Genomic DNA, 23,363 nt, shown 5'->3' on the forward strand with positions numbered 1-23,363 from the left:
GCGCCGATGGTACTGCACGGGAGACTGTGTGGGAGAGTAGGACACCGCCGCAATCAACATGCTGAAAGGCCCCGGACAAATGTCCGGGGCCTTTCGCTATTTTGGGTGTCGTGACGGTGGTGTGGTTGATCAGGCATGGTGAGAGTGAATCGAATGTGGGTCGGCCGAGCGCGACTCCGGGTGCTTCTCCTTTGACGGAGGTGGGGCTCCGTCAGGCTGATGCGGTGGTGGGAGCCTTCAGGGCGCGTCCTGATCTGATCGTGGCTTCGACTTTCGTCCGCGCGCGGGAGACGGCGGTTCCGACCCGTTCGAGGTTTCCTGATGTGCCGTATCAGGAGTGGCAGGTCGAGGAGTTCACCTATCTCGGTGAGCTGCGGGGCATGACGACTCCCGAGGAGCGGCGGCCTTTGGCGATGGCCTTCTGGGAACGCGCCGATCCCGATTTCCGCTATCCGGGGGGCGAGTCCTTCGGGGATCTCTTCGCCAGGGCGCATGCCTGCGTGGAGGGCCTGGCCGTCACGGACGGTTTCGTGGCGATGTTCACCCATGGTCTGTTCATGCGCGCCGTCGCCTGGGTCATGCTGACGGGTGTCACCGGCCCGACACATGACGAGATCTTGCTGTTCCGCCGTTTCGTCCAGACCTACACGACCCCGAACGCCTGCATCGTCGAGCTGGGCTTCGGCGCCCGGCGGAGTGTCCGCGCGGGCACGACGACCCATCTTCCGGCCGGCCTCGTCTCGGACGGCTTCTGATGCCGTTCACGGTGAGCCATGTCGCCGCGATCCTCCCGCTGCGCGGGGGCAGGCTGATCCCGTCCGCGCTGGCGGTCGGTGCGATGGCCCCGGACGTCCCGTTGTTCGCGCCGCTCAGCACCCGTGACCACACTCATGGTCCGGTGGGGCTGCTCACGGAGACCCTGGTCTTCGCGGTGGTGCTCTTCGCGCTCTTCCACGGCTTGTTCAAGTGGCCGGTGCTCGCGCTGGCGCCGCGGTATCTGCGGGAGCGGCTGACCGGTCCGGCCGGTGCGTTCCGTTTCCGGGTCGCGGACGTGCCGTGGCTGCTGCTCGCGTTCCTGGTCGGCGAGGCGACCCATGTCCTCTGGGACGCCTTCACCCACCGGACGGGACCGGCGGTCGAGCGGCTTCCCGTGCTGGCCACGCAGGTCGGCGACGGCATGCCGTTCTACCGGTACGCCCAGTACGGCTCGGGGGTCTTCGGCCTGGTGGTCCTGGGCGTGTGGTTCGCGTTCTGGCTCCGGCGGGCCGGGACGGTGGCGGATCCGGTGGGCCCGGCGTCGGCGGCGACCAGGATCCTGGTCGCCGTGGGTTGCTCGGCGGGCGCCCTGGCCGGGGCCACGCACGGGGTGCTGTCACGGGGCGCCTCGGGCCAGGTCGCCCACGCCGTGGTGGGGGTCATGGTCGGGGCGGGGGCGTGCGTGTTCCTCTATGCGGTGGCGGGGTGGCCGGCGTTCAGCCGTCGACGGTGAAGACGGCGGCTTTGCCGGTGGCGGCGCAGCGGGCGAAGAAGGCGCGGAGGTCGACGAAACTCGTCCAGGTGTAGACGAGGTCGGCGGCGTCGTGGGGGCCGTCGTAGTCGGTGGGGTCGAGGGCGCGGAAGCGGGTGGCGAGCCGGTCCTCGGTCCAGTCGGCCAGGGCTTCGGTGAGCTCCTTGACCTCGTGGGGGGCGATGTAGGCGACGATGTAGTCGTCGCCGTCGTGGAACTGCTCGCCGCCGAGGACGGCCAGGCTGAGGGGGTAGTCGTCGCCTTCGAGGGTGCCGTCGGTGAGGCAGCGGTGGATCGCGTCCCAGGCCTTGTCCGTCTCGACCTGGTCGGTCGCCTCGGACTCCTCGATCCTGTCGATGAGGGCCATGACCTCGGCGTCGGAGGAGGTCGCGTGCAGGGCGTCCTCCTGCTCCGGGGTCAGCGCGAAGTGAACTCCCAGACCGGCCACGATCCTCCTCTGTCCCCGATGCCTCAGAGCGTCAGATTAGTGCTCAGAGCAGGCGGACGGTGGTGGCTCCGCGAACCTCCCCGACCAGTGCGGCTTCGGATTCCAGTTCCGTCCGCGGCAGCTCGGTGAAGGCCGTGACGGTCAGGTCGAGACGCCTCCCCGCCAGCTTGGGCCGCCAGGTGCCGGCGATCTCTCCGTTGAGCAGGATCGCTCCCGGGTTGCCCAGCGGACGCCACAGCTCCTTCTCGACGGCCTTGTCGGGCACGAGGAAGGGCCGGTTCCTGGTCTGGAGGTAGGGATCCCCTGGGGGGAGGAGACGGAGCATGGGGGACGGCTCAGGCGCCTTGAGGAGGGCGTCGACATGCTCGGTCGGGAACCAGCCTCTGACGCCGTCCACGATGATCTCGGTGAGGTCGGCGTCCGTCCAGGCGGGTCTGGCGGCGGTGGGGGAGGTGCCGAGGAACTTTGCCGCCTCCGCGGGGGTGCCGGGGCCGAGCAGGCGCAGGAAGGTCTCCAGGTAGCCCGCGGTGCCCGCCGCCTTCGCGGGAACGGGAAAGGGCTCGGGGAGGGGCGCGATCGTGGTGCCGCCGCCCTCGGGGACCAGCTCGACGGCCCCGAACAGCCCGGCCGTCTGGAAGAGCAGGCCGGAGACGTGCTGGGAGCCGCAGGTCGCGCACCAGAAGGTCAGCTCGGCGGGGATCGCGGCGCTGACCGCCGCGCTGACCGCGCCCTTCGGCATCGGCGCCCGGACGGCCGCGCGGAAGGCCGCCGCGGTGGCCTCGAAGGCGGCGAGCCCGAGCTTCGCCCCCTCCTTGATCGCGCTGGAACCGATCCGCTTGGCGGCGTCGGCGTCGCTCAGCGGCCACAGCGCCCCGGCCAGGGCGGGGAGGTCGGCCCTGCGGTGCAGGTGGGGGGCTCCGCGCACGGCCCAGACCAGGGCGAGACCGTCGGTGGAGGCGCCGCGGGCGGCGAGGGCGAGCCGGGCCGACCCGTAGGGGGTGTCCTGGACGCCGAGCGACAGCACGTCCGGGTCCGGCGTGGAACGGTCGAAGCGGTGGGCCGCCAGCCGGTGGGCCAGCACCTGGGCGCGTGTGGTGGTCAAGGTCACCCCACCACCATAAGCATTTGGCCGGACGGTCTCGGCGCCGCCACAATGCCCGGTATGACGACTGATCAGTGGCGTGTCCAGTTCGACGCGGACGTGGAGTTCGCCAACGGGGGTTCGCTCCAGGCGAGGGAGTTCCGGCTCGACATCCCCGGCGCCGACATCTCCGACGAGGACCTGGGCGCGCTGTTCGTGCGGCATCTCGGGCTGCTGATGGTCGGCTCCGTCCGGATCTCGGCGAAGAGTCTCATCAACGAGCTCCACAAGGGATCGCGCGGGGCGGAGACCGCGGCGGGGAAGCGGCGGCTGGTCGAGCTGAGCCACGCCCTCTCCGACGGGATGATCACCTATCCGGGGCTGCCCGCGCCCGCGTTCGGCGTCCATCTCTCGCACGAGGACTCGCGGGCGAACTACGCGCCCGGCACGGAGTTCCACTTCGCCCGGATCGAGATGGTCGGCAACACCGGCACCTACCTGGACGCCCCGCTCCACCGCTACCAGGACGGCGACGACCTGAGCGGAGTGCCGCTGGGCGCCCTGGCCGACCTGGACGCCCTCGTGATCCGCGCGGGCGACGTCCAGGTGATCACCCGTGAGCTGCTGCTGCCGCACGACGTCCTCGGCCGGGCCGTGCTGATCCACACCGGGCACGCCGCGCACTGGGGCACCGACGCCTACGCCGTGAACCACCCCTACGTGTCGGCGGAGGCCGCGGAGTGGCTGGTCGCCGAGGGGGCCGCGCTGGTCGGGATCGACTCGCTCAACATCGACGGGACGTCCGGCGGGGAGCGTCCCGCGCACACCGCGCTGCTGGCCGCGGGGATTCCGATCGTCGAGCACATGACGGGCCTGGAGCAGCTTCCTCCGCACGGGTTCCGGTTCCACGCCGCGCCGCCGATGATCGTCGGGGTGGGAACCTTCCCAGTCCGCGCCTACGCGGTGATTACCGAGGAGTAACCTGACCGGGTGAGCGAGAACCTCTTCCGCGTCGTGCCCGGCCCGCCCAAACTGGCCCTGCCGGGCCTCCTCCCGGTCTATGAGCTGTACGTCCGCTCCGGCGCCGAACTCCTCGGGCTGCCCGACGCGCTGAGCGCCGAGCTGTGGCTGTCCGCCCAGCTCGGCGAGCTGCACGCCGCCGCACCCGACGACGCCTCCTACGCCAAGGCCCTCGGGGACCTGATCAAGGTGCAGCGCCGCGCCGGGACCCCGGGCGCGCACGCCTTCCTCGCCGTCGTCGCGGCCATCGGCCCCGAGGACCTGCGCGCCACGGCCGCGAAGTCGGCGGTCGACCTGCGCAACCCGCTGCTCACCGAGATCCCTGCGTGGATCGACGAGGTGGGCACGGCCAGGCCCGTCGACGCCTGCACCATCCAGGACGGCACCCTCGACCGGACCCAGCTCCTGGTGGAGTTCCGCTACCCCGACGGCTCCGGCCACCACGCCCTGTCGGTGTCGCTGTCGGGCGGGCTGCCCGTCCAGCTCGTGGCCGTCGGCGACATGATGGGCATGCGGACCGAGCTGCGCCGCACCCTCGAGGAGGGGGAGGTGGTCGTGGCGACCCTGCCGCTGCCGCTGGCGGGCGACACCCTCCGTCCGGCCTTCGAGCTGCTGGCCGAGGTGCCCAGGCCCGAGCTGACGGCCCCGTTCCACGCCAACCTCACGTTCGCGCGCCACCGGCTGTCGCTCCTGCCGGACTGACCGGCTACGTGGGGCGCAGGCCGCGCAGGAGCACCTCGGCGCAGAGGGCCGGCTCGGTGCCCCGGAAGATGGCGAACGCCATGCCGCACATGAGGCCGAACAGGTCGGGCGGGGTCAGGTCGGGCCGGACGAGCCCGGCCGCCCTGACCCGGTCGAGCAGGGTCTTGAGCTGGAGCAGGTGGAGGGCGTCGGCCTCGGCGGTGTCGACCTCCTCGTAGTGGCTGAGGACCTTGCGGATGCCGACGTCGCGGGCCATGGCCGCCGAGGCCCCCGTGACGAACACCCGCAGGGCTTCGGCCGGGTCCTCGATCTGGAGGGCGGAGGCCGTGGCGGTGCAGCGCTCCTCGACCCACTGGCGGCCGACCTCGTCGATGAGGACCTGCTTGGTGGGGAAGTTCCGGTAGACGGTGCCGATGCCCACGCCCGCGCGCCGGGCGATGGGCTCCATCTGGACGTCCGCGCCCTCTTCGAGGAAGACCGCGCGCGCCGCGGCGAGGATGCGCTCGCGGTTGCGCCGCGCGTCCGCTCTCAGCTGCCGTCCCGTCTCCATGGTGCCCACACTCTACTCCTCGCGTTGACAAGCGGAATACGGGTTCCGTATCGTCCGGCGGGTAAGCGGAAGCGGAATTCATCTTCCATTTAGTTGCGGAGACTTCATGAAACCCCCCAGGAAGGGCCTGGCGCTGGCACTGCTGGCGGCGACCCAGTTCGTCCTCATCCTCGACGCCTCGATCGTCAACGTGGCACTGCCGTCCATCGGCGCGGAACTGAAGATGGAGCAGTCCGATCTGTCCTGGATCGTCAACGCCTACACGCTCGCGTTCGGCGGATTCCTGCTGCTCGGCGGCCGTCTCGCCGACCTCGCCGGACGCAGGTTGATGTTCATGGCGGGCATGGGGCTGTTCACCCTCGGCTCGCTGGCCGGCGGCTTCGCCACCAGCGCCGAGCTGCTCATCACCGCCCGCGCCGTTCAGGGGCTCGGCGCGGCGGTCGTCGCGCCGGCGGCGCTCTCGCTCGTCATGACGCTCTTCGACGAGGGAGCCGAGCGCAACAAGGCGCTGGGCGTCTTCGGCGCGGTCGCCGGATCGGGCGGCGCGGCCGGGGCGATCCTCGGCGGGGTGCTCACCGAGGCGTTCGGATGGGAGGCGGTCCTGTTCGTGAACGTGCCGATCGGCATCGCCGCGATCGCCCTCGCCCCGGCGCTGCTGCCGGAGGCCCGCGACCGCTCGCAGCGCGGCTTCGACCTGCTCGGCGCGCTGTTCATCACCTCCGGCATCGGCCTGGCCGTCTACGCGATCGTCAACGCCCAGCAGGAGGGCTGGGGATCGGCCCGCACGCTCGGTGAACTGGCCGGAGCGGCTGTCCTCGTCGGGCTGTTCGCCCTGGTCCAGGCCAGGAGCGCGAGCCCGCTCGCGCCGCTGCCGGTGCTGCGCAGGCTGGGCCGCCCGAACGTGGTCAGCTTCCTGATCGCCGCCACGATGATCCCGATGTTCTTCACGATGACCATGTACGTGCAGGTCGTCCTCGGCTACGAGCCGCTCAAGGCGGGGCTCGCCCAGACGCCCGTCGCCCTGGCCATCGCGGTCTCGGCGGGGCTCACCTCGAACCTCGTCACCCGGTTCGGGCCGCGGGTGCTCGCCGCGGCCGGCTTCACGGTCGTCGGGCTGGGGATGCTCTGGTTCGCCCAGCTCGGCGCCCCGTCCGGGAGCTACCTCGAGGACGTCTTCGGGCCCTCGATCGTCCTCGGGATCGGCGGCGGCATGACCTGGGTGTCGACGAGCGTCGCGGCGACGATGGGGGCGGCCCCGCAGGAGGCCGGGCTCGCCTCGGGCCTGCTCAACACCACCCAGCAGATCGGCGGGACGCTCGGCCTCGCCATCCTGGTGAGCGTCGCCGCCGAGGTCGGCGCCGGATCCTCGGCAGGCCACCCGCTGGCGGTCTTCGCCGACGGGTTCCACACCGCGCTGCTGACCGGGATCGGCTTCGCCGTGCTCGGCGCGCTGCTGTCGCTCACGCTGAAGCCCGTGCCCGCTATGGACCGGGACGTCCAGAAGATTCCCGCCGCGGCATGAGTAAATTGGGAGAGTGATCGACTCTCCCCGGATATCAGAGATCATCCGTTCGGTGGCCGCGACCGAGGTCATCCCGAGGTTCGGCGCGCTCGTCGAGGGGGACATCGTCGAGAAGGCGCCAGGAGATCTGGTGACGGTCGCCGACCGCGCCGCCGAGACCGCGCTCACCGGGCGCCTGACCGCCCTCCTCCCCGGCTCCGTCGTCGTGGGGGAGGAGGCGGTGGCGGCCGATCCCGCGATCCTCGGCCTGATCGACGGCGACGCCCCCGTCTGGATCATCGATCCGATCGACGGCACCCACAACTTCGTCTCCGGCAGCCCCCGTTTCGCGACGCTCGTCGCGCTCGCCCACCACGGCGAGCTGCTGGCGTCCTGGACCTACGCCCCCGTCTACGACCTGCTCGCCACCGCCACGAAGGGCGGCGGGGCGTTCGTGGACGGGGAGCGGGTCACCACCGGTCCCGGTGGCGGCCTGCGCTTCCTCGACGTCGCGATCTCGCCGCCGCGCTGGCTGACCGACGCCCAGCGGGCCACCTACAACGCCCTCGCCGCGCACGGCGTCTCCCTGTCGTTCTTCGACACCAGCGGCCTGCAGTACATCGAGCTCGCCGCCGGCCGCCGCACCGCGATGGTGTGCGGCTGGGAGTACCCGTGGGACCACGCCGCGGGCCTGCTCCTGCACGCCGAGGCGGGCGGCGTCACCCTCACCGCCGACGGCTCCCCGTTCCGGCTGTCGGGGGGCAACACGCTGCCCTTCGTCTGCGCACCCGACGCCGCGACGGCCCTCGCCGTCCACACGGCCATGGGCGCCTCACCGGCGGCGGGAGCCCATGGCGAGGCGGTAGCCGGGGCCTGAGGTCAGCCAGGACCTGCCCGTGCCCCAGGACAGGACCTGGAAGCGGACGGGCACGGCGTCGACGCGGTGGCCGGTGAGGCGGGCCATCATCGGCTCGGCCGTGTCGATGATCGCGGGAATCGGGTGCTGGGCGACGGCCCACGGGGCGGGGCCGAAGTCGCGGACGATCCCGACGACGGTGCGGCGCCGGTAGGTGATGCGGACCCTGGTGCCCAGCGGCCAGTACGGGCTGGCCACGGTCTTCCCCGTCATCCGGCCGTTCTGGGTGACCAGCGGGTCCCAGAACGACGTCGCCGTGGCGATCCCCGACGGCAGCGGCCTGCCGTCGAACCGCGACCAGTAGGCCGACTGCCGCGATCCCGGCGCCTGCTCGGGCACGCCGAACATCGTCAGCGGCAGGTTCGCCCGGGGCGCGACGGCCCTCGGCGGGGCGGCGTCGGGCAGCGCCACGAGCGTCAGCGGAGGGCTCTGCGGAGCTCGCGTCCAGACGAAGAGGAAGACTCCCGAGGCGCCGCAGGCGACCAGCACCGTGAGGGCCGCCCCGCGCCTGCTCCGGCTGCTCCGCTCCGCTTCGAAGAATGACTCGAGCGTTTCCTCCAAATAGCCGGAGAACTTTACCTCCGTCACCCGGAAGGAAGCGGCGAGGGCGCGATTGTACCTACCGATGATGAGATTTCCAAGGACGTGCTGCTCTCGCCAGGAAAGCTCTCTATCGAGGTGCCTGAGCCGTCTCGGGGGCCCTTGTCCCGGGGGCGGAGGCACGCCCGATGTGTCCAGGAGATGGATGACGTACCTGGTCAGGCGGATGAGGCGCTCGGTGGCGGCGGTCGCGTCCAGTCGTACCTCCCGGCAAAGTGGGTCGTTCCCCATGCTCTGCGATCCCCCTTACCCTGGGTGGGGAATAGTCAAATGATCGCTTCTGTTGAAGGTTCTGTTACCCCAGTGCCAAAGTGTCGGGAGGAAATTCATGGAAACCGCCATCCAGATGGTGTGTCTCGAGTGCGACACCCCGCTGAACTTCACCGAGACCTACGTCGACGGCGAACTCGCGACCATGAACTACGAGCACCCGATGCGCGCCGGCGGCGAGTGGGACCACAACCCCCTGCCCGCGCTGGCGGACCCGCTCGACCCCGCCCAGACCGGCTGCGACTGCTGCGGCATCGCCGCGCCGCGCCCCGAGGGCTTCGCGAACACCTGGCTGGTCGCCGAGGACCGTCCGGTCCGGCTGCGCTCCGGTGACCGCGTCTTCGACTACTCGACCCCCTGGTCGGTCTGCGCCGCCTGCTCGGCCGCGATCGAGGAGGACGACCTGAGGCTTCTGCTCGCCCGCGCCGCCGAGCACAGCCGGATGCCGGAATGGATCTCCGCCGAGCAGCGTGAGGCCGGGTTCGACCTCACCCGCGACCTGCTTCTGGCCTTTCTGGCGGCCCGTCCGCGCCGCAGGCCGTAAGTACTTGGTTACATTTGTGTGAACTAGCTCACGCGGCCCCCCGTACTAAGCCATACGCGTGGACGTCTACGCTCCCGTAGGGGTATCCCCACGGCCGGGTCATGAACGACCGCAAGGCAGACTGGAAACCCCAAAGCAGGACGGGTCCGACCAGACGGACACCGAACGTCACACCGGGAGAGCGGGAGAGCAATGTCGGACTTCGGCCTAGAGCACAAGGGCGGCCGTCTGCCCCTGGAAGTAACCGAGGCGACCGAGGGCCCCGGAGGCCTGGGCATCGGAAAACTTCTGACGGAGACGGGGTACGTCACTCTCGACCCCGGATTCGTCAACACGGCATCCTGCGCGTCCGCGATCACCTATATCGACGGTGACGCCGGGATCCTGCGCTACCGCGGGTACCCGATCGAGGAGCTGGCCGAGAAGTCGACCTTCCTCGAGACGTCCTACCTCCTCATCCACGGCGAGCTGCCGACCCCGGCCCAGCTGTCGGAGTTCGAGGAGCAGATCAAGCACCGCACGCTGCTGCACGAGCGGTTCAAGTCGTTCTTCTCCGGTTTCCCCAGCTCCGCGCACCCGATGGCGGTCGTGTCCTCCGCGGTCTCCGCGCTGGCCACGTACTACCCGGACAGCCTCGACCCGTTCGACCAGGAGCAGGTCGACATCTCCTCCGTCCGGCTGATGGCCAAGCTCCCCACCATCGCCGCGTACGCCTACAAGTCGTCGGTCGGGCAGCCGCTGCTGTACCCGGACAACTCGCTCGGCTACGTCGAGAACTTCCTGCGCATGACCTTCGGTTTCCCGGCCCAGAACTACGAGGTCGACCCGGAGATCGCCAAGATCCTCGACATGCTGTTCATCCTGCACGCCGACCACGAGCAGAACTGCTCCACCTCGACGGTGCGGCTGGTCGGCTCCTCCAACGCCAACCTGTTCTCCTCGGTCTCCGCGGGCGTCAACGCCCTGTGGGGCCCGCTGCACGGCGGCGCCAACCAGGCCGTCCTGGAGATGCTCGAGGGCATCCACAGCAGCGGCGACGACGTGCGCTCGTTCGTCAACAAGGTCAAGAACAAGGAAGACGGCGTGAAGCTCATGGGCTTCGGGCACCGCGTCTACCGCAACTACGACCCGCGCGCCGCGGTCGTCAAGAAGGCGACCCGCAAGGTGCTGGACACCCTGGGCGTCCAGGACCCGCTGCTCGACCTCGCCATGCAGCTCGAAGAGGTCGCCCTCGCGGACGACTACTTCGTGGAGCGCAAGCTCTACCCGAACGTCGACTTCTACACCGGCGTGATCTACAAGGCGCTCGGCTTCCCGGTGAACGCCTTCACCGTGCTGTTCGCCCTCGGCCGCCTCCCCGGCTGGATCGCCCAGTGGCGCGAGATGATCACCGACCCCGCCACCAAGATCGGGCGCCCGCGCCAGGTCTACGTCGGCGCCCCGGAGCGTCACTACCCGAACGCCTAGCCTCCCGCAGGTCGCTCGCCGCGAAGCCCGCCGTCCCTTCGGGGACAGGCGGGCTTCCGCGTTCCTTCGCACAGGTGTTCCCCTGAGCTCCTGCGCGGGGGACAGTGGGGCATGGACAATCCACTGTTCGCGAGGTTTCTGGATCGGTACGGGCGACGGACGGAGCGGTGGGGCAACGGGCCGCTGCGCGCCGAGCTGGTGGCGGGGCTCCGGGGACGGGTGCTGGAGATCGGGCCGGGGACCGGGCTGAACTTCCCGCACTACCCGGCGGAGGTGACGCTGCTCACCGGGGCCGAGCCGGAGCCCTACCTGCGGGAGCGGGCGGGGGCCGCGGCGCGGGAGGCGGCCGTGCCGGTCGAGCTGGTCGAGGCCGAGGCCGGGGATCTGCCCCAGGAGGACGGGGTCTTCGACGCCGTGGTCGTGGCCGGGGTGCTCTGCTCGGTGCCCGACCAGGCCCGGGCCCTCGCGGAGATCCACCGGGTGCTCCGGCCCGGCGGGGAGCTGCGGTTCTACGAGCACGTCAGGAGCCGGTCGGTCTCCTTCGCCCGCTGGCAGGCGCTGGCGGCGCCCGGCTGGGCGCGGATGATGGGCGGCTGCCGTCCCGACCGGGACACCCTCGGCGCGATCCGGTCGGCGGGCTTCGAGGTCGGGCGGGTCCGCGGCCTGGTCTATCCGCACTGGGCCGGGGTGTCGGTGGTGGCGCCGCGCGTGCACGGGACGGCCGTCAGGGTCTGACTGGGCCGGGGTGTCGGTGGTGGCGCCGCGCGTGCACGGGACGGCCGTCAGGGTCTGACCGGGCTGTGGTGGACTGGGACGCATGAAGTACATGCTGATGATCTGCGGGGACGAGGAGTCGTACGCGGCCATGCTCGCGGACGAGGCGTTCCAGGGGAACTGTCATCGGTGGGCCGAGGAGATGGGCGAGCGCGGGATCCTCGGGGAGACCGGCGGTCTCCAGGGACCCGAGGCGGCCACCACCCTGCGGGTCAGGGACGGGCGGGTGCTGCTGTCCGACGGGCCGTTCGCCGAGACCAAGGAGGTGATCGCCGGGTTCTCGATCGTCGACTGCGCCGATCTCGACGAGGCGATCGAGGTCGCGTCCCGGCATCCGGTGGCCCCCTACGGGACGCTGGAGATCAGGCCCTTCACCGGGTGAGCGGCGAGGTCGAGCGGGCCTTCCGCGAGGAGTGGGGGCAAGTCGTCGCGACCCTGATCGCGATGACGGGCGACTGGGACCTCGCCGAGGACTGCGCCCAGGAGGCGTTCGCGGAGGCCGTCAGGACCTGGGAGCGGGACGGCGTGCCCCGCAATCCCGGCGGCTGGCTGACGGCGACCGCGCGGAACAGGGCCGTCGACCGGCTGCGGCGGGCCAGGACCGGCGACGCCAAGCTGCGGCTGCTCGCCGCGGTCCCGGACGATCCCGGCCACGACGATCCCGGCCACGATGATCCCGGCCACGACGGGGCCGTCTCCGACGATCGGCTGCGGCTGATGTTCACCTGCTGCCATCCCGCGCTGTCGTTCGAGGCGCGGGTCGCGCTGACCCTGCGCATCCTGGCGGGGCTGAGCACCGCCGAGATCGCCCGGGCGTTCCTGGTCCCGGAGGAGACCATGGCCAAGCGGCTGACCCGGGCCAAGCGGAAGATCCGCGACGCCGGGATCCCCTACCGGGTGCCGCCGGCGGAGGCGCTGCCCGACCGGACGGCGGACGTCCTCGGCGTGCTCTATCTGCTGTTCAACGAGGGCTACTCGGCCAGCGCGGGCGCCGATCTGCTGCGGGTGAGCCTCAGCGCGGAGGCGATCAGGCTCGCCCGGGTCCTGGTACGGCTGCTGCCCGGTGATCCGGAGGCCGCGGGCCTGCTGGCGCTGCTCCTGCTCCAGGACTCCCGGCGGGACGCCCGCCTGGACGCCCGCGGCGACCTGGTGGTCCTCGACGACCAGGACAGGTCGCGCTGGGACCGGGCGGAGATCGCGGAGGGGCTCGGCCTGCTGGAGCGGGCCCTCGCGGCGGGGCGTCCCGGGCCGTACCAGATCCAGGCCGCCGTGGCCGCCTGCCATGCGGAGGCCGTGCGGGCGGAGGACACCGACTGGCGCCAGATCGCGGCGCTGTACGGCGTCCTGGAAGGCCACCTTCCCTCGCCGGTGGTCCGGCTGAACCGCGCCGTCGCGGTGGGCCGGGCCGAGGGCCCCGCCGCCGGGCTCGCGCTGGCCGACCGGCTGGCCGGTGAGCTGGGCGGCTACCACCTGCTCTGGGCCGTCCGGGCGGATCTGCTGCACCGGCTGGGCCGGGTGGAGGAGGCCCGCACCGCCTACCGCGAGGCCCTCGGCCTGGCGGCGGCCGAGACGGAGCGGCGGCATCTGGCCGGGCGGCTGGCGGAGATCTCCTGAGGGGTGTCCTTTACCGGGACCGCCGTTCGTCGGTGGGGTGAACGGACCACCAGGGGAAAGGGATATGCCATGAACACCGCTGTTTCCGCCGACGGGACGACGCTCGCCTACGACGATCTCGGCTCGGGGGAGCCGATCGTCCTGGTCAGCGGGGCGTCCTGTGCCAGGGGAGTGCACGCGCACGCCGCCGGGCTGCTGTCCTCGGGCCTCCGGGTCCTCAACTACGACCGGCGCGGGCGCGGTGACAGCACCGACACCGCGCCGTTCGCCGTCGAGCGGGAGATCGAGGACCTGGCCGCGATGATCGACGCCGCGGGCGGGAGCGCCGCGGTGTTCGGCAGCTCCTCGGGGGCGGTCCTGGCCCTCCGCGCGGCGATCGCGGGCCTGCCGGTCACCCGCCTGGTCCTGTGGGAGCCGCCCTTCGAACCCGCCGCCGACGCCCCCGCCCGGCAGGCCGCCTATGTCGCCGAGCTGACGGCGGCCCTGGACCGCGGGGACCGCGGGGCCGCGCAGGAGGCGTTCATGCGCCGGGTCGGCCTGCCGGAGCAGATGATCGCGGGAGCGCGCCGGTCGCCGATGTGGAAGGAGCTGGAGGAGATCGCCCACACCCTGCCCTACGACGCCGCCGCGATGGGCGACTGCTCGGTCCCCGCGGGGGCCGCCGGGCTGGCGACGCCGGTCCTGGTCGCCTACGGCACCGCCTCGGGCGACTGGGCGAGGAACGCCGCCGACGCCCTCACCGCGGCGGCCCCCGCCGCCCGTTCCACCGCCCTCGACGGCCAGCACCACGACGTCGACTTCACCGTCCTGGCCCCGGTCATCGAGGACTTCGCCCGGAACCCCTAGGTCTCAGGCCTTGGACGGCTTCGGGGGCGTGGAGAGGCGGGAGCGCAGGACGCCGCCCAGGCCCCTGAGGCTCGCGAACAGGAAGGTCGGCCAGTCGAAGTAGTCACGCCACAGCGTGATCTTGCCGTCCCTGGTCTCGAAGGTGCCGCAGACCCAGAACTCCGAGCGCCAGGACCCGTTGACGAGGACGTCGGTGCGCTCGGTGAGCACCGTCGTCCCGTCGGCGGCGATGTGGTGCAGGCGCGCCTCGAAACCGGTCGCGTACTTGACCATGAAGCGGAGCTGGCGTTCCACGGCCTTCCTGCCGCGGGCCGGCGGCAGCGGGACGTTCTGGTAGACGGCGCCGTCGGCGAGGAGTTCCACGGCGGCGTCGACGTCGAGGGACTCCAGGGCGGCGAGGAAGGCTCGGACGGTCTCGATCGGAGTGCGGTCCGTCATCACGGGCTCCCGGGTGTGAAGGGACGGTCGCCGTCCACGGTAGCGACCGTCCCCGCGAAGGTCTCCGGCGGAGGGTGATCCTGCGCCCGGAACTCAGCGCTTCCAGACGAGACGCAGGGGCTTGGCGACGCGCTCCCACGGGACGAACTTGAAGTTGGTGCCCTCCCGGTCCCGCACGGCGGGGGCATTCTCGCCGTCGTGGACGACCAGCAGTCCGTGCGGGTAGGACCGGCCGAGCGGAGCGGCGGTGACGGCGGCGCCGTCACTGTGCTGGGCGCCGTCCTTCCCGCCGACCCGGAATCCGTTCAGGTACCGGCCCGACTTCAGGTCGAAGACGGCGAAGGTGCTGTCGCCCTGGCTGGAGGCGAGCAGGTAGCCGCGGCCGCGCGGCCCGTAGTAGATCGTCAGGCCCTCCGCGTCGGCGGACAGCCGGGTGCCCCCGGTGCCGGGGTTGGGGCCGGACGGGGCGCACTCCTCGGTCTTCGGGTCGTAGACGGCCGGGGTGCCGAACTCCCTGACCCGCTCGACCAGCTTCGGCCTGCCCTTGAGGGTCGCCGGGATCCTCCAGATGCCGACGTCCTCCTGGGCGGCGTACAGGACGCCCTTCCTGGTGTCGACGACCATCCCCTCGACCTGCGGGTCCTCGCCGGGCTCGAGGCACGGGGACCAGGTCCTGCCGCCGCCGAGCGCGAAGGTCTTCGGCAGCGCGAGGGTGCGGACGAGCCGGGAGGTGACGCCCTTGCGGGTCCTGACGACCCGGACGAGCGCGACGGTCGTGGAGTGCCGTCGGCTCACCAGGGCGTAGGTCCCGCCGCGGGTCTTCCACGCGGCGAGGCCGTAGGGGGTGCGCTGCTCGTCGACCTCCGCCTGCGTCTTGTCGAACAGCAGCGGAGGCCGCTTCACCGTGACGTCCTTCAGCGGCTTGCGGCGCTTCGCGTCGACGGAGAAGAACCGCAGCGTGCCCCGCCCGCGGTCGGTGACGATCGCGAGATCCCCGACGAGGTCGACGTTGTTGTACCGCCCGTTCTCGTGTCCCGCACCGGGCGCTGCGGGAGCGGCGAGGTGCTGGACGCGCTTGCCGTTCAGCCCGTAGACCTCCAGGCCGCCCTCCTTGGCGGTGCCGAGCACGAGGCTCCTGCCCGGGTCGCGGCGGTTCACCCAGATCGCCGGGTCGTCGGCGTTGGCGTTGCCACCGGCCGCGTCGTCGAACAGGCCGGGCGTCTCGGCCTTCGGCTTCACCTCCGGCAGCGGGGCCGCCGCGGCGGGGACGGCGGGCGCGAGCAGCGCTCCGCCCGCGAGGACGGCGACCAGGACGTTCTTCATCAGTGCTCCGTGGTTCGGGGACCGGGCCGGTGAACCCTTCCAGGCCCGGATGATCGGCGGCCGACCCCGAGATGGCGCGGAGGTGAACCACGCCACGGTCATATTTCATGTTAATCCAGTAGGAAATATTGACTTAGTAGGAAATAGCTGGTGTAGTCGGGTTCATGAGCCAGGGAACGTTCCTGACCCGGCGCCTTCACGTGGACTTCGGCCACGTGAGCAGCGCGCGGTGTCGGCGATGACGCGCTGAGAAGACCCCCTCCTTCACGCAGGCCCCCCAGCAAGGAAAGCAGCATGCCCAGCATCAAGCACGGACTCATCGCCCTCACCCTCCTGGCCACCGCGGCGCTCAGCGCCTGCGGCGGCTCCGACACCAAGAAGACCGCGGACGGCTCGACCGAGCTGCGTTACCAGGGCAACGTCGGCACCGTCCATCCGGCCGAGCTCGCGGAGAACCTCGGCTATCTGCCCGGCCTCAAGCTCAAGTGGGTCGGCAACACCATCTCCGGTCCCCAGGACATCCAGGCGGCTGCCACCGGCCAGACCGACTTCGGCGGAGCCTTCAACGGCGCGGTGATCAAGCTCGTCGCCGCCAAGTCGCCGATCGAGGCCGTGGTCAGCTACTACGGCAGCGACAAGGACACCTACCTGGGCTTCTACGTCCTCGACAAGAGCCCGATCAAGAGCGCCAAGGACCTGATCGGCAAGAAGATCGGCGTCAACACGCTCGGGGCGCACGCCGAGGCCGTCATCAAGGAGTACCTCAAGCGGGGAGGCCTCACCCCCGACGAGATCAAGAAGGTCGAGCTGATCGTCGTCCCGCCGGTCAACACCGAGCAGTCGCTGCGGCAGAACCAGATCGACGTCGCCCAGCTCGGCGGCATCCTGCGCGACAAGGCCGAGGAGCGCGGCGGGGTGCGTCCCCTGTTCAAGGACATCGACCTGCTCGGTGAGTTCAACGCCGGCACGATCGTCCTGCGCAAGGACTTCATCTCCAAGCACCCGGCCGAGGCCAAGACCTTCACCACCGGCATCGGCAAGGCCCTCGACTGGGCCAGGACCACCCCGCGCGACCAGGTGATCGCCAAGTTCAAGGACATCATCACCAAGCGCGGCCGCAACGAGGACCTGGCGACGATCGCCTTCTTCAAGGGCTACGGCGTCTCCTCGCCCGGCGGGGCCATCGCCGACAAGGAGCTCCAGACCTGGATCGACTGGCTGACCCGCGAGGGCGAGATCAAGTCCGGCCTCAAGCCGTCGGACATCTACACCAACGAGTTCAACGCCGGGGCGGTGGCCAAGTGAGCGACGGACCGAAGACCGAGTCGAAGATCAGTATCAGGGGCGTCACGAAGACCTTCGGGGTCAGGGACGCCAACCTGGGCCGCAGGAGCGAGTTCACCGCCGTCAGCGAGATCGACCTCGAGGTGAGGGCCGGGGAGTTCCTGACCCTGGTCGGTCCGTCCGGCTGCGGCAAGTCCACCCTCCTCGACCTGGTGGCCGGGCTCACCGCACCCGCGGCGGGCGAGATCCTCCTCGACGGGAAGCCGATCACCGGCCCCGGCCTGGACCGGGGGATCGTCTTCCAGCAGTACGCGCTGTTCCCCTGGCGCACCGCGCAGGGCAACATCGAGTTCGGCCTCGAGGCCAAGAAGATCCCCAAGAGGGAGCGCAAGGAGCGCGCCCGCGAGTTCCTCGACCTGGTCGGGCTGACCGGCTTCGAGGACCGCTACCCCCACGAGCTGTCCGGCGGCATGCGGCAGCGCGTGGCGATCGCCCGGTCGCTGGCGTTCGACCCCGAGGTCCTCCTCATGGACGAGCCGTTCGCCGCCCTCGACGCCCAGACCCGCGAGTCGCTCCAGGAGGAGCTGCTGAAGATCTGGGAGACGACGGGCAAGACCGTCATCTTCATCACCCACGGCATCGACGAGGCCGTCTACCTGGGGCAGCGTGTCGCGATCATGACGTCGCGGCCGGGGCGCATCAAGGAGATCGTCGACGTCGAGTTCGACTCGCGCGACGGCGACCTGCGCGCCCACCCGAAGTTCGGCGAGTACCGGCACCACATCTGGACCCGGCTGCGCGACGAGGTCGCCGCGGCACAGGCGATCGAGCGCGAGGCGGTGGGCTCCGTTGGCTGATGTCACCCTGGCCAAGAACAGCACGACCCTGGAGAAGGAGCGGTCGGTCGCCGAGGCGACCAGGGCCGAGGTCGCGGGGACTCCGGACCCGGTGGCGCCCGCGCTCGCGGCCGTCAGCGGCCCGCCGCTCGCCCTGGTGGCGGGGCTGACCGTCTGGCGCGGGGTCCGCAGCCTGCTGGCCATCGCGATCTTCCTGGCGGTCTGGGAGACGCTGCCGAGGACCGGCGTCGTCGACCGGGTCTTCCTGCCGCCGTTCAGCGAGGTGCTGACGGCGCTGAAGGACCTCGCCGTGAGCGGCCAGCTCTGGGAGAACACCCAGGCCAGCCTGGTCCGGTCGCTCGCGGGATTCGGGATCTCGCTGGCCCTGGCGATCCCGCTCGGGCTCGTCCTCGGCTGGTACAAGCCGGTCGCCGAGTTCCTCAACCCGCTGCTGGAGGTCTTCCGCAACACCGCCGCGCTGGCGCTGCTGCCGGTGTTCGTCCTGATCCTCGGGCTCGGCGAGACCTCGAAGATCTCGATCGTCGTCTACGCCTGCGCCTGGCCGATCCTGCTCAACACCATCGCCGGGGTGAAGGGGGTCGACCCGCTGCTGATCAAGTCGGCGCGCTCGCTCGGCCTGCCCGCCCACCGGCTGTTCCAGAAGGTCATCCTGCCCGCCGCCGTCCCGACGATCTTCACGGGCATCCGGCTGGCCGGCGCCTACTCGATCCTCATCCTCGTCGCCGCCGAGATGGTCGGCGCCAAGGCGGGGCTCGGTTTCCTGATCAACGACAGCCAGTTCAACTTCCGGATCCCCGACATGTACGCCGGCATCGTGGCGATCTCGGTCATCGGCCTGGCCTTCAACGCCCTGCTGCTCCGCCTGGAGCGCCGCTTCTCGACCTGGAGGACCACCCAGTGACTCGCAAGCTGCACCTCAACGCCTTCATCATGGGCGTCGGGCACCACGAGGCGGCCTGGCGTCACCCGAGGACCGACCCGAACAACGTCACGGACGTCAGGCACTACCAGCACATCGCCCGGACGGCCGAGCGCGGCAAGCTCGACTCGGTGTTCTTCGCCGACGGCGTCGCCCTGTTCGGGAACGTCCGGCTGAACGCGATCGGCACCCTGGAGCCGATCACCCTGCTGGCGGCGCTGGCGACCGTCACCGAGCACATCGGGCTCATCGCCACCGCCTCGACGACCTACAACGAGCCCTACACGCTGGCCCGCAAGTTCGCCTCGCTCGACCACATCAGCGGCGGCCGGGCGGGCTGGAACATCGTCACGTCGGCGAGCGAGCCCGAGGCGCACAACTTCGGCATCGAACGTCCCGACCACGGCGACCGGTACGCCCGCGCCGACGAGTTCCTCGAGGTGGCCCTGAAACTCTGGGACTCCTGGGAGGACGACGCGGTCCTGCGCGACCAGGCGACGGGCGAGTACGCCGACATCGGCAAGATCCACGAGATCGTGCACGAGGGCGCCCACTTCAAGGTCCGCGGCCCCCTCAACCTGCCCAGGACCCCGCAGGGACGGCCGCTGCTCGTCCAGGCCGGTTCCTCGGAGGTCGGCAAGGAGTTCGCCGCCCGCTGGGCCGAGGCGGTCTTCACGGCCCAGCAGACGCTCGCCGAGGGCAAGGCCTTCTACGCCGACCTCAAGGGCCGTCTCGCGCGGTACGGGCGCCGCGAGGAGGATCTGCTGGTCCTGCCGGGCATCTCCCCGTTCATCGGCTCGACCGAGGCGGAGGCCAAGCGGCTGGAGCAGGAGTTCCAGGAGCTCATCAACCCGGTCTACGGGCTGGCCCAGCTCTCGTCGATGCTGGGCGTCGAGGTGACCGAATCCGACCTCGACGGCTCCCTGCCGGAGCTGCCCGAGACCACCGAGGGCGGCAAGTCGCGCTTCGATCTGGTGACCGATCTGGCCCGCAGGGACGGCCTGACGGTCCGGCAGCTCATCGGACGGCTGGCGGGCGGCCGCGGCCACCGGGTCATCGCCGGTTCGCCCGAGCAGATCGCCGACCAGATCCAGGAGTGGTTCGAGAACGGCGCCGCCGACGGATTCAACGTCATGCCCCCGCACTACCCGGGCGGCATCGAGGACTTCGTCGACCACGTGGTGCCGATCCTGCAGTCCAGGGGCCTGTTCCGGACCGAGTACGAGGGCGCCACCCTGCGCGAGAACTACGGCCTGGAAAGGCCCGCCAGCAGGTACGCGACCCCCGGTGAACTTGTGGAAGCGTGATCACTAGGCCATGATCGTGCCCTCGGAAGAGGGCACGGTTGTGGTCTGGACCACTTTCTGGAAGGTATGTTCCCAGCTCAAAGCCGTTGGAACGGTGCTTAGTTAACATTGGGTTTACATAAGGGCAACCGACGCGAAATCGCGGCTCAGCAGACTCTCCTTGCAAGCAACACACTGCTGCTTCACATCCCTCGCAGACCACGCAAGGACTTCAATGAGCTTCAAGGCTGAGTACATCTGGATCGACGGCACCGAGCCCACCGCCCAGCTGCGGTCGAAGACTCGCGTCCTTGCGGACGGCGCCGAGCTGCCGATCTGGGGCTTCGACGGTTCCTCCACCAACCAGGCCGAGGGTTCCTCCTCCGACTGCCAGCTCAAGCCCGTCTTCTCCTGCCCGGACCCGCTGCGCGGCGGCGACAGCGTCCTGGTCCTCTGCGAGGTCCTGAACGTCGACGGCACCCCCCACTCGAGCAACCACCGCGCCCTGCTCACCCCGATCGCCGAGCAGTTCGCCGACCAGGAGTCCTGGTTCGGCATCGAGCAGGAGTACACCCTCATGAAGGACGGCCGCCCGCTCGGCTTCCCCGAGGGCGGCTACCCGGCTCCGCAGGGCCCGTACTACTGCGCCGCCGGCGGCAACTACGTCTTCGGCCGCGACATCGTCGAGGAGCACCTCGACGCCTGCATCGCCGCCGGCCTGAAGATCTCCGGCATCAACGCCGAGGTCATGCCCGGCCAGTGGGAGTTCCAGATCGGCCCGGCCGGCCCCGAAGAGGTCTCCGACCACATCTGGGTCGCCCGCTACCTGGCCCTGCGCATCGCCGAGAAGCAGGGCGTCCAGTTCTCCCTCGAGGCCAAGCCGGTCAAGGGCGACTGGAACGGCACCGGCGCGCACACCAACTTCTCCACCAAGGCCATGCGCGAGGGCTACGACCCCATCATCACCGCCTGCGAGGCGCTGGGCGAGAAGTTCCTCGAGCACGTCAAGGCCTACGGCACCGGCACCGAGGAGCGCCTCACCGGCGCCCACGAGACCGCCAAGTGGAGCGAGTTCTCCTACGGCGTCTCCAACCGCGGCGCCTCCGTCCGCCTGCCCTGGCAGGTCGAGATCGAGCGCAAGGGCTACCTCGAGGACCGTCGCCCGAACGCCGACATGGACCCCTACATCGTCACCCGCATGATCACCAACACCTGCTGCACCGCCCTGGAGAAGGCCGGCCAGGTCTGATCCACAGCGCACGGATCCACAGCGCACGGAAGCCCCCCGCGGTCACCGCGGGGGGCTTCCGCGTCTTGGTCTCCAGCAGCGTCCGGTCTCCCATGTCCTCGTCATCGGTCGAGGTCGCGGTCGCCGCCCTTGCCGCTGAGGGCGTCCATCTGGCGGGACAGGGAGCGGGCCTCGTCGGTGCGGCGGGCCAGCTCGGCGGCGTCGGCGGTCCACGCGGTGCGCTCGGTGGGGACCGTTTCGAGGAAGTCGCTCAGAAGCGACGCCAGGACGGCGTCGCGCTGGCGGGCGGTCCACTCCCGGGGGTCGCTCATGTGACGACTGTCTCACGGAGCGTGGTGTGGCGGGAGGGGTTAGACGCAGTTGCCCCAGCCGACCGAGCCGCTGCCGCGGGGGCCGCCGCCGGCGAAGCGGACGCAGACGCTCTTGTTGCGGAGGTAGACCGGGCCCGCGTAGTACTGGTACATGCCGCGGTCGGTGACGGCCTTGCCATCCGACTTGCGGATCAGCTTCGCCCAGACGTTGGTCTTGCGGTCGAGCGTCGCGCTCTTGAGGGTGACCACGCAGGAGTAGCCGGACGCGTTGTGGAGCTGGACGATCCGGCCGCCGGGGAAACTCGTCGAGCGCACGGCGATGAACGCCTTGCCGTGCCCGCCCGAGTTGCAGACCTGGGCCGCCGTGAACGGGTTCTTCGGCTTGGGCGTCGGGGTCGGCGTGGGGGTGGGCGTCGGGGTCGGAGTGAGGGTCGGGGTGAGCGTCGGCGTCACGGTCGGCGTGGCCCCGTCGGTCGGCGGCGGGACGGCCGGGTCGGTCGCGGTCGGGGTGACGCCGCCGGGGGTCGGCTTGCCGGTGGGCTTCTCCGAGGGGTTCGCGCCGCTCTTGGACGCCGTCGGGGTCGCTCCGCCGGGCAGGGAGCCGTTGTCGTCCTGGGTGCCGTTCTGGCCGGGCTTGGCGCCCTTGTCCTGATCGGAGCCGCCGTCGAGGGACAGCGACGGGACGTCCTTGCCGGAGCCGTCGCCGCCCCCGCCGAGGACGGCCCAGGCCGTGGTGCCGAGGACCACGGCGACCGCAAGGGCCCCGACGGCCAGCAGCGCGGGCCTGCGGGCGGCGGTCTGGGTGGCGGCCGGATGGGGCGCGTAGCCGTAGACCGGGCCCGGAGGGACGGACTGCGGCACCGACAGGCCCAGGTTCGCGACCGGGGGCGCGGTGACGTCCTGGTAGCTGGCGACGATCCACTCCTCGGCCGCGACGGCCGCGGGAGCGGCGGCGGAGTCGCCCAGGGTGTACCCCGAGCGGGGGACGTCCGGGCGGGTGCCGCCGATCAGCATCTGCTGGGCCTCGGCCGCGGACGGCCGGTCGTCGGGGTTCTTGGCCAGGCAGGCCTCGACGACCTCGTTCAGCGGCGACGGGAGCTCGCCGATCAGCGGCTCCATGTGGGCGATCCGGTAAAGGACCGCGCCGATCTCCTCGTTGCCGAACGGCGGGGTGCCGGTGGCGGCGAAGACCATCGAGGCGGCCCAGGAGAACAGGTCGCTGGCCGCCGTGAGCTGCAGCCCGTTGAGCTGCTCGGGCGACATGTAGGCGGGGGTGCCCACGTTGTGGCTGTGGGAGGTCACGTTGAGCGCCCGGGCGATGCCGAAGTCGATCACACGGGGGCCGTCGTCGGCGAGCAGCACGTTGTGCGGCTTGAAGTCGCGGTGGATGATCCCGGCCTGGTGGATCGCGGCGAGGGCGGTCAGCGTCGAGATCGCGAGGCGCTCCAGGGCGGCCTCGCTGCGCGGGCCCTCCCGCTCGACGAGCTCCTGGAGGGAGACCCCGTCGACGTACTCGCTGACGATGTAGGGCCGGTCGCCCTCGAGGTCGGCGTCCAGGACCTGCGCGGTGCAGAACCGGGCGACCTTCTTGGCCACGTCGAGCTCGCGGACGAACCGGGTGCGGGCCTCGTCGTCGTTGGTGAACCGGGAGTGCAGGAGCTTGACCGCGAAGTCCTCGCCGTCGAGGCGTCCCAGGTAGACCGTGCCTTGGCCGCCCTCGCCGAGGACACCGACGATCTCGTACTTCCCGATCGTCGCGGGATCACCCGGACGAGGGGGTCGAACGTCCGTCATGACACTCCTTCAGCCACCGATTGCTGCCGTCACAGACAAGAATGCCCAACTCTAGTGGAATT

The 23,363-nt window shown here is 70.8% G+C and carries 25 protein-coding genes; 17 read left to right on the forward strand and 8 right to left on the reverse strand.

Going from position 1 to position 23,363, the window contains the following annotated elements; all coding sequences use genetic code 11:
* Nucleotides 1-119 precede the first annotated feature (119 nt).
* The gene (locus ABD785_RS25285) at nucleotides 120-755 is read left to right on the forward strand and encodes a histidine phosphatase family protein (RefSeq protein ID WP_344833248.1); all 636 of its coding nucleotides are present in this window, start codon (nucleotides 120-122) and stop codon (nucleotides 753-755) included.
* Nucleotides 755-1,489: a DUF4184 family protein gene (locus ABD785_RS25290; protein ID WP_344832789.1), complete on the forward strand. Its 735-nt coding sequence runs from the start codon at nucleotides 755-757 to the stop codon at nucleotides 1,487-1,489. Before ABD785_RS25285 ends, ABD785_RS25290 begins: the two co-directional genes overlap by 1 nt.
* On the opposite strand, the gene ABD785_RS25295 is transcribed toward ABD785_RS25290, so the two are convergent.
* Nucleotides 1,473-1,955 (reverse strand): YfbM family protein, encoded by a 483-nt coding sequence (locus ABD785_RS25295; protein ID WP_344832792.1) that lies wholly within the window; start codon nucleotides 1,953-1,955, stop codon nucleotides 1,473-1,475. The genes ABD785_RS25290 and ABD785_RS25295 overlap by 17 nt on opposite strands.
* Before the next feature lie 43 nt (nucleotides 1,956-1,998).
* The gene (locus ABD785_RS25300) at nucleotides 1,999-3,063 is read right to left on the reverse strand and encodes a DNA glycosylase AlkZ-like family protein (protein ID WP_344832794.1); all 1,065 of its coding nucleotides are present in this window, start codon (nucleotides 3,061-3,063) and stop codon (nucleotides 1,999-2,001) included.
* A 54-nt stretch (nucleotides 3,064-3,117) separates the two neighbouring features.
* Between ABD785_RS25300 and ABD785_RS25305 the strand changes: the two genes are divergently transcribed.
* Entirely contained in the window at nucleotides 3,118-4,017 is a 900-nt protein-coding gene (locus tag ABD785_RS25305; protein WP_344832797.1) for a cyclase family protein, read from the forward strand.
* A gap of 9 nt (nucleotides 4,018-4,026) precedes the next feature.
* Nucleotides 4,027-4,758, forward strand: coding sequence for a hypothetical protein (locus tag ABD785_RS25310; RefSeq protein WP_344832799.1), 732 nt, complete (start codon nucleotides 4,027-4,029; stop codon nucleotides 4,756-4,758).
* Nucleotides 4,759-4,762: 4 nt separating this feature from the next.
* On the opposite strand, the gene ABD785_RS25315 is transcribed toward ABD785_RS25310, so the two are convergent.
* Nucleotides 4,763-5,308, reverse strand: a complete 546-nt coding sequence (locus tag ABD785_RS25315; RefSeq protein ID WP_344833251.1) for a TetR/AcrR family transcriptional regulator — start codon at nucleotides 5,306-5,308, stop codon at nucleotides 4,763-4,765.
* Between the two features lie 106 nt (nucleotides 5,309-5,414).
* Between ABD785_RS25315 and ABD785_RS25320 the strand changes: the two genes are divergently transcribed.
* Together ABD785_RS25320 and ABD785_RS25325 are read left to right on the forward strand one after the other, a co-directional pair.
* The gene (locus ABD785_RS25320; protein ID WP_344832802.1) at nucleotides 5,415-6,830 is read left to right on the forward strand and encodes an MFS transporter; all 1,416 of its coding nucleotides are present in this window, start codon (nucleotides 5,415-5,417) and stop codon (nucleotides 6,828-6,830) included.
* A gap of 13 nt (nucleotides 6,831-6,843) precedes the next feature.
* Nucleotides 6,844-7,686, forward strand: coding sequence for an inositol monophosphatase family protein (locus ABD785_RS25325; protein WP_344832804.1), 843 nt, complete (start codon nucleotides 6,844-6,846; stop codon nucleotides 7,684-7,686).
* Here ABD785_RS25325 and ABD785_RS25330 read toward each other — a convergent pair.
* Complete coding sequence (locus ABD785_RS25330) at nucleotides 7,642-8,286, reverse strand: hypothetical protein (RefSeq protein WP_344832806.1); 645 nt, start codon at nucleotides 8,284-8,286, stop codon at nucleotides 7,642-7,644. The two genes, ABD785_RS25325 and ABD785_RS25330, sit on opposite strands and share 45 nt — an antisense overlap.
* Nucleotides 8,287-8,653: 367 nt before the next feature.
* Here ABD785_RS25330 and ABD785_RS25335 point away from each other — a divergent pair, with 367 nt between their 5' ends.
* From ABD785_RS25335 to ABD785_RS25360, 6 genes are all read left to right on the forward strand, one after another.
* Nucleotides 8,654-9,139 carry a hypothetical protein gene (locus tag ABD785_RS25335; protein ID WP_344832808.1) on the forward strand — a complete coding sequence of 162 codons (486 nt, stop codon included), beginning with the start codon at nucleotides 8,654-8,656 and terminating at the stop codon, nucleotides 9,137-9,139.
* A gap of 192 nt (nucleotides 9,140-9,331) precedes the next feature.
* Complete coding sequence (locus ABD785_RS25340; protein WP_344832809.1) at nucleotides 9,332-10,606, forward strand: citrate synthase; 1,275 nt, start codon at nucleotides 9,332-9,334, stop codon at nucleotides 10,604-10,606.
* Between the two features lie 111 nt (nucleotides 10,607-10,717).
* Nucleotides 10,718-11,341, forward strand: coding sequence for a class I SAM-dependent methyltransferase (locus ABD785_RS25345; protein WP_344832810.1), 624 nt, complete (start codon nucleotides 10,718-10,720; stop codon nucleotides 11,339-11,341).
* An 82-nt stretch (nucleotides 11,342-11,423) separates the two neighbouring features.
* Nucleotides 11,424-11,762, forward strand: a complete 339-nt coding sequence (locus ABD785_RS25350) for a YciI family protein (protein ID WP_344832811.1) — start codon at nucleotides 11,424-11,426, stop codon at nucleotides 11,760-11,762.
* Nucleotides 11,759-12,994, forward strand: coding sequence for an RNA polymerase sigma factor (locus ABD785_RS25355; protein ID WP_344832813.1), 1,236 nt, complete (start codon nucleotides 11,759-11,761; stop codon nucleotides 12,992-12,994). Before ABD785_RS25350 ends, ABD785_RS25355 begins: the two co-directional genes overlap by 4 nt.
* A gap of 69 nt (nucleotides 12,995-13,063) precedes the next feature.
* A complete protein-coding gene (locus tag ABD785_RS25360; RefSeq protein WP_344832815.1) occupies nucleotides 13,064-13,840 on the forward strand; it encodes an alpha/beta fold hydrolase in 777 nt (258 codons plus the stop codon).
* A gap of 3 nt (nucleotides 13,841-13,843) precedes the next feature.
* On the opposite strand, the gene ABD785_RS25365 is transcribed toward ABD785_RS25360, so the two are convergent.
* On the reverse strand, nucleotides 13,844-14,278 hold the full coding sequence (locus ABD785_RS25365; RefSeq protein ID WP_344832817.1) for a limonene-1,2-epoxide hydrolase family protein: 435 nt from the start codon (nucleotides 14,276-14,278) through the stop codon (nucleotides 13,844-13,846).
* A 93-nt stretch (nucleotides 14,279-14,371) separates the two neighbouring features.
* Nucleotides 14,372-15,601, reverse strand: a complete 1,230-nt coding sequence (locus tag ABD785_RS25370; RefSeq protein WP_344832820.1) for a phytase — start codon at nucleotides 15,599-15,601, stop codon at nucleotides 14,372-14,374.
* A gap of 294 nt (nucleotides 15,602-15,895) precedes the next feature.
* Between ABD785_RS25370 and ABD785_RS25375 the strand changes: the two genes are divergently transcribed.
* The 5 genes from ABD785_RS25375 to glnII all read left to right on the forward strand — a co-directional run bounded on the left by ABD785_RS25375 (nucleotide 15,896) and on the right by glnII (nucleotide 21,196).
* Entirely contained in the window at nucleotides 15,896-16,906 is a 1,011-nt protein-coding gene (locus tag ABD785_RS25375) for an ABC transporter substrate-binding protein (RefSeq protein WP_344832822.1), read from the forward strand.
* Nucleotides 16,903-17,742: an ABC transporter ATP-binding protein gene (locus tag ABD785_RS25380; protein ID WP_344832824.1), complete on the forward strand. Its 840-nt coding sequence runs from the start codon at nucleotides 16,903-16,905 to the stop codon at nucleotides 17,740-17,742. Before ABD785_RS25375 ends, ABD785_RS25380 begins: the two co-directional genes overlap by 4 nt.
* Nucleotides 17,735-18,643 carry an ABC transporter permease gene (locus ABD785_RS25385; RefSeq protein WP_344832825.1) on the forward strand — a complete coding sequence of 303 codons (909 nt, stop codon included), beginning with the start codon at nucleotides 17,735-17,737 and terminating at the stop codon, nucleotides 18,641-18,643. Before ABD785_RS25380 ends, ABD785_RS25385 begins: the two co-directional genes overlap by 8 nt.
* Complete coding sequence (locus ABD785_RS25390) at nucleotides 18,640-19,968, forward strand: LLM class flavin-dependent oxidoreductase (RefSeq protein ID WP_344832828.1); 1,329 nt, start codon at nucleotides 18,640-18,642, stop codon at nucleotides 19,966-19,968. The genes ABD785_RS25385 and ABD785_RS25390 overlap by 4 nt, the downstream gene beginning before the upstream one ends.
* A gap of 214 nt (nucleotides 19,969-20,182) precedes the next feature.
* Nucleotides 20,183-21,196, forward strand: coding sequence for a glutamine synthetase GlnII (gene glnII, locus ABD785_RS25395; RefSeq protein WP_344832831.1), 1,014 nt, complete (start codon nucleotides 20,183-20,185; stop codon nucleotides 21,194-21,196).
* A 101-nt stretch (nucleotides 21,197-21,297) separates the two neighbouring features.
* Here the strand turns inward: glnII and ABD785_RS25400 are convergent, their stop codons facing one another.
* Together ABD785_RS25400 and ABD785_RS25405 are read right to left on the reverse strand one after the other, a co-directional pair.
* Entirely contained in the window at nucleotides 21,298-21,507 is a 210-nt protein-coding gene (locus ABD785_RS25400; RefSeq protein WP_344832834.1) for a hypothetical protein, read from the reverse strand.
* Nucleotides 21,508-21,546: 39 nt separating this feature from the next.
* Nucleotides 21,547-23,301: a serine/threonine protein kinase gene (locus ABD785_RS25405; RefSeq protein ID WP_344832837.1), complete on the reverse strand. Its 1,755-nt coding sequence runs from the start codon at nucleotides 23,299-23,301 to the stop codon at nucleotides 21,547-21,549.
* Nucleotides 23,302-23,363 lie beyond the last annotated feature (62 nt).

The sequence above is a fragment of the Actinocorallia longicatena genome, assembly GCF_039534125.1.
Lineage (GTDB): Bacteria > Actinomycetota > Actinomycetes > Streptosporangiales > Streptosporangiaceae > Actinocorallia > Actinocorallia longicatena.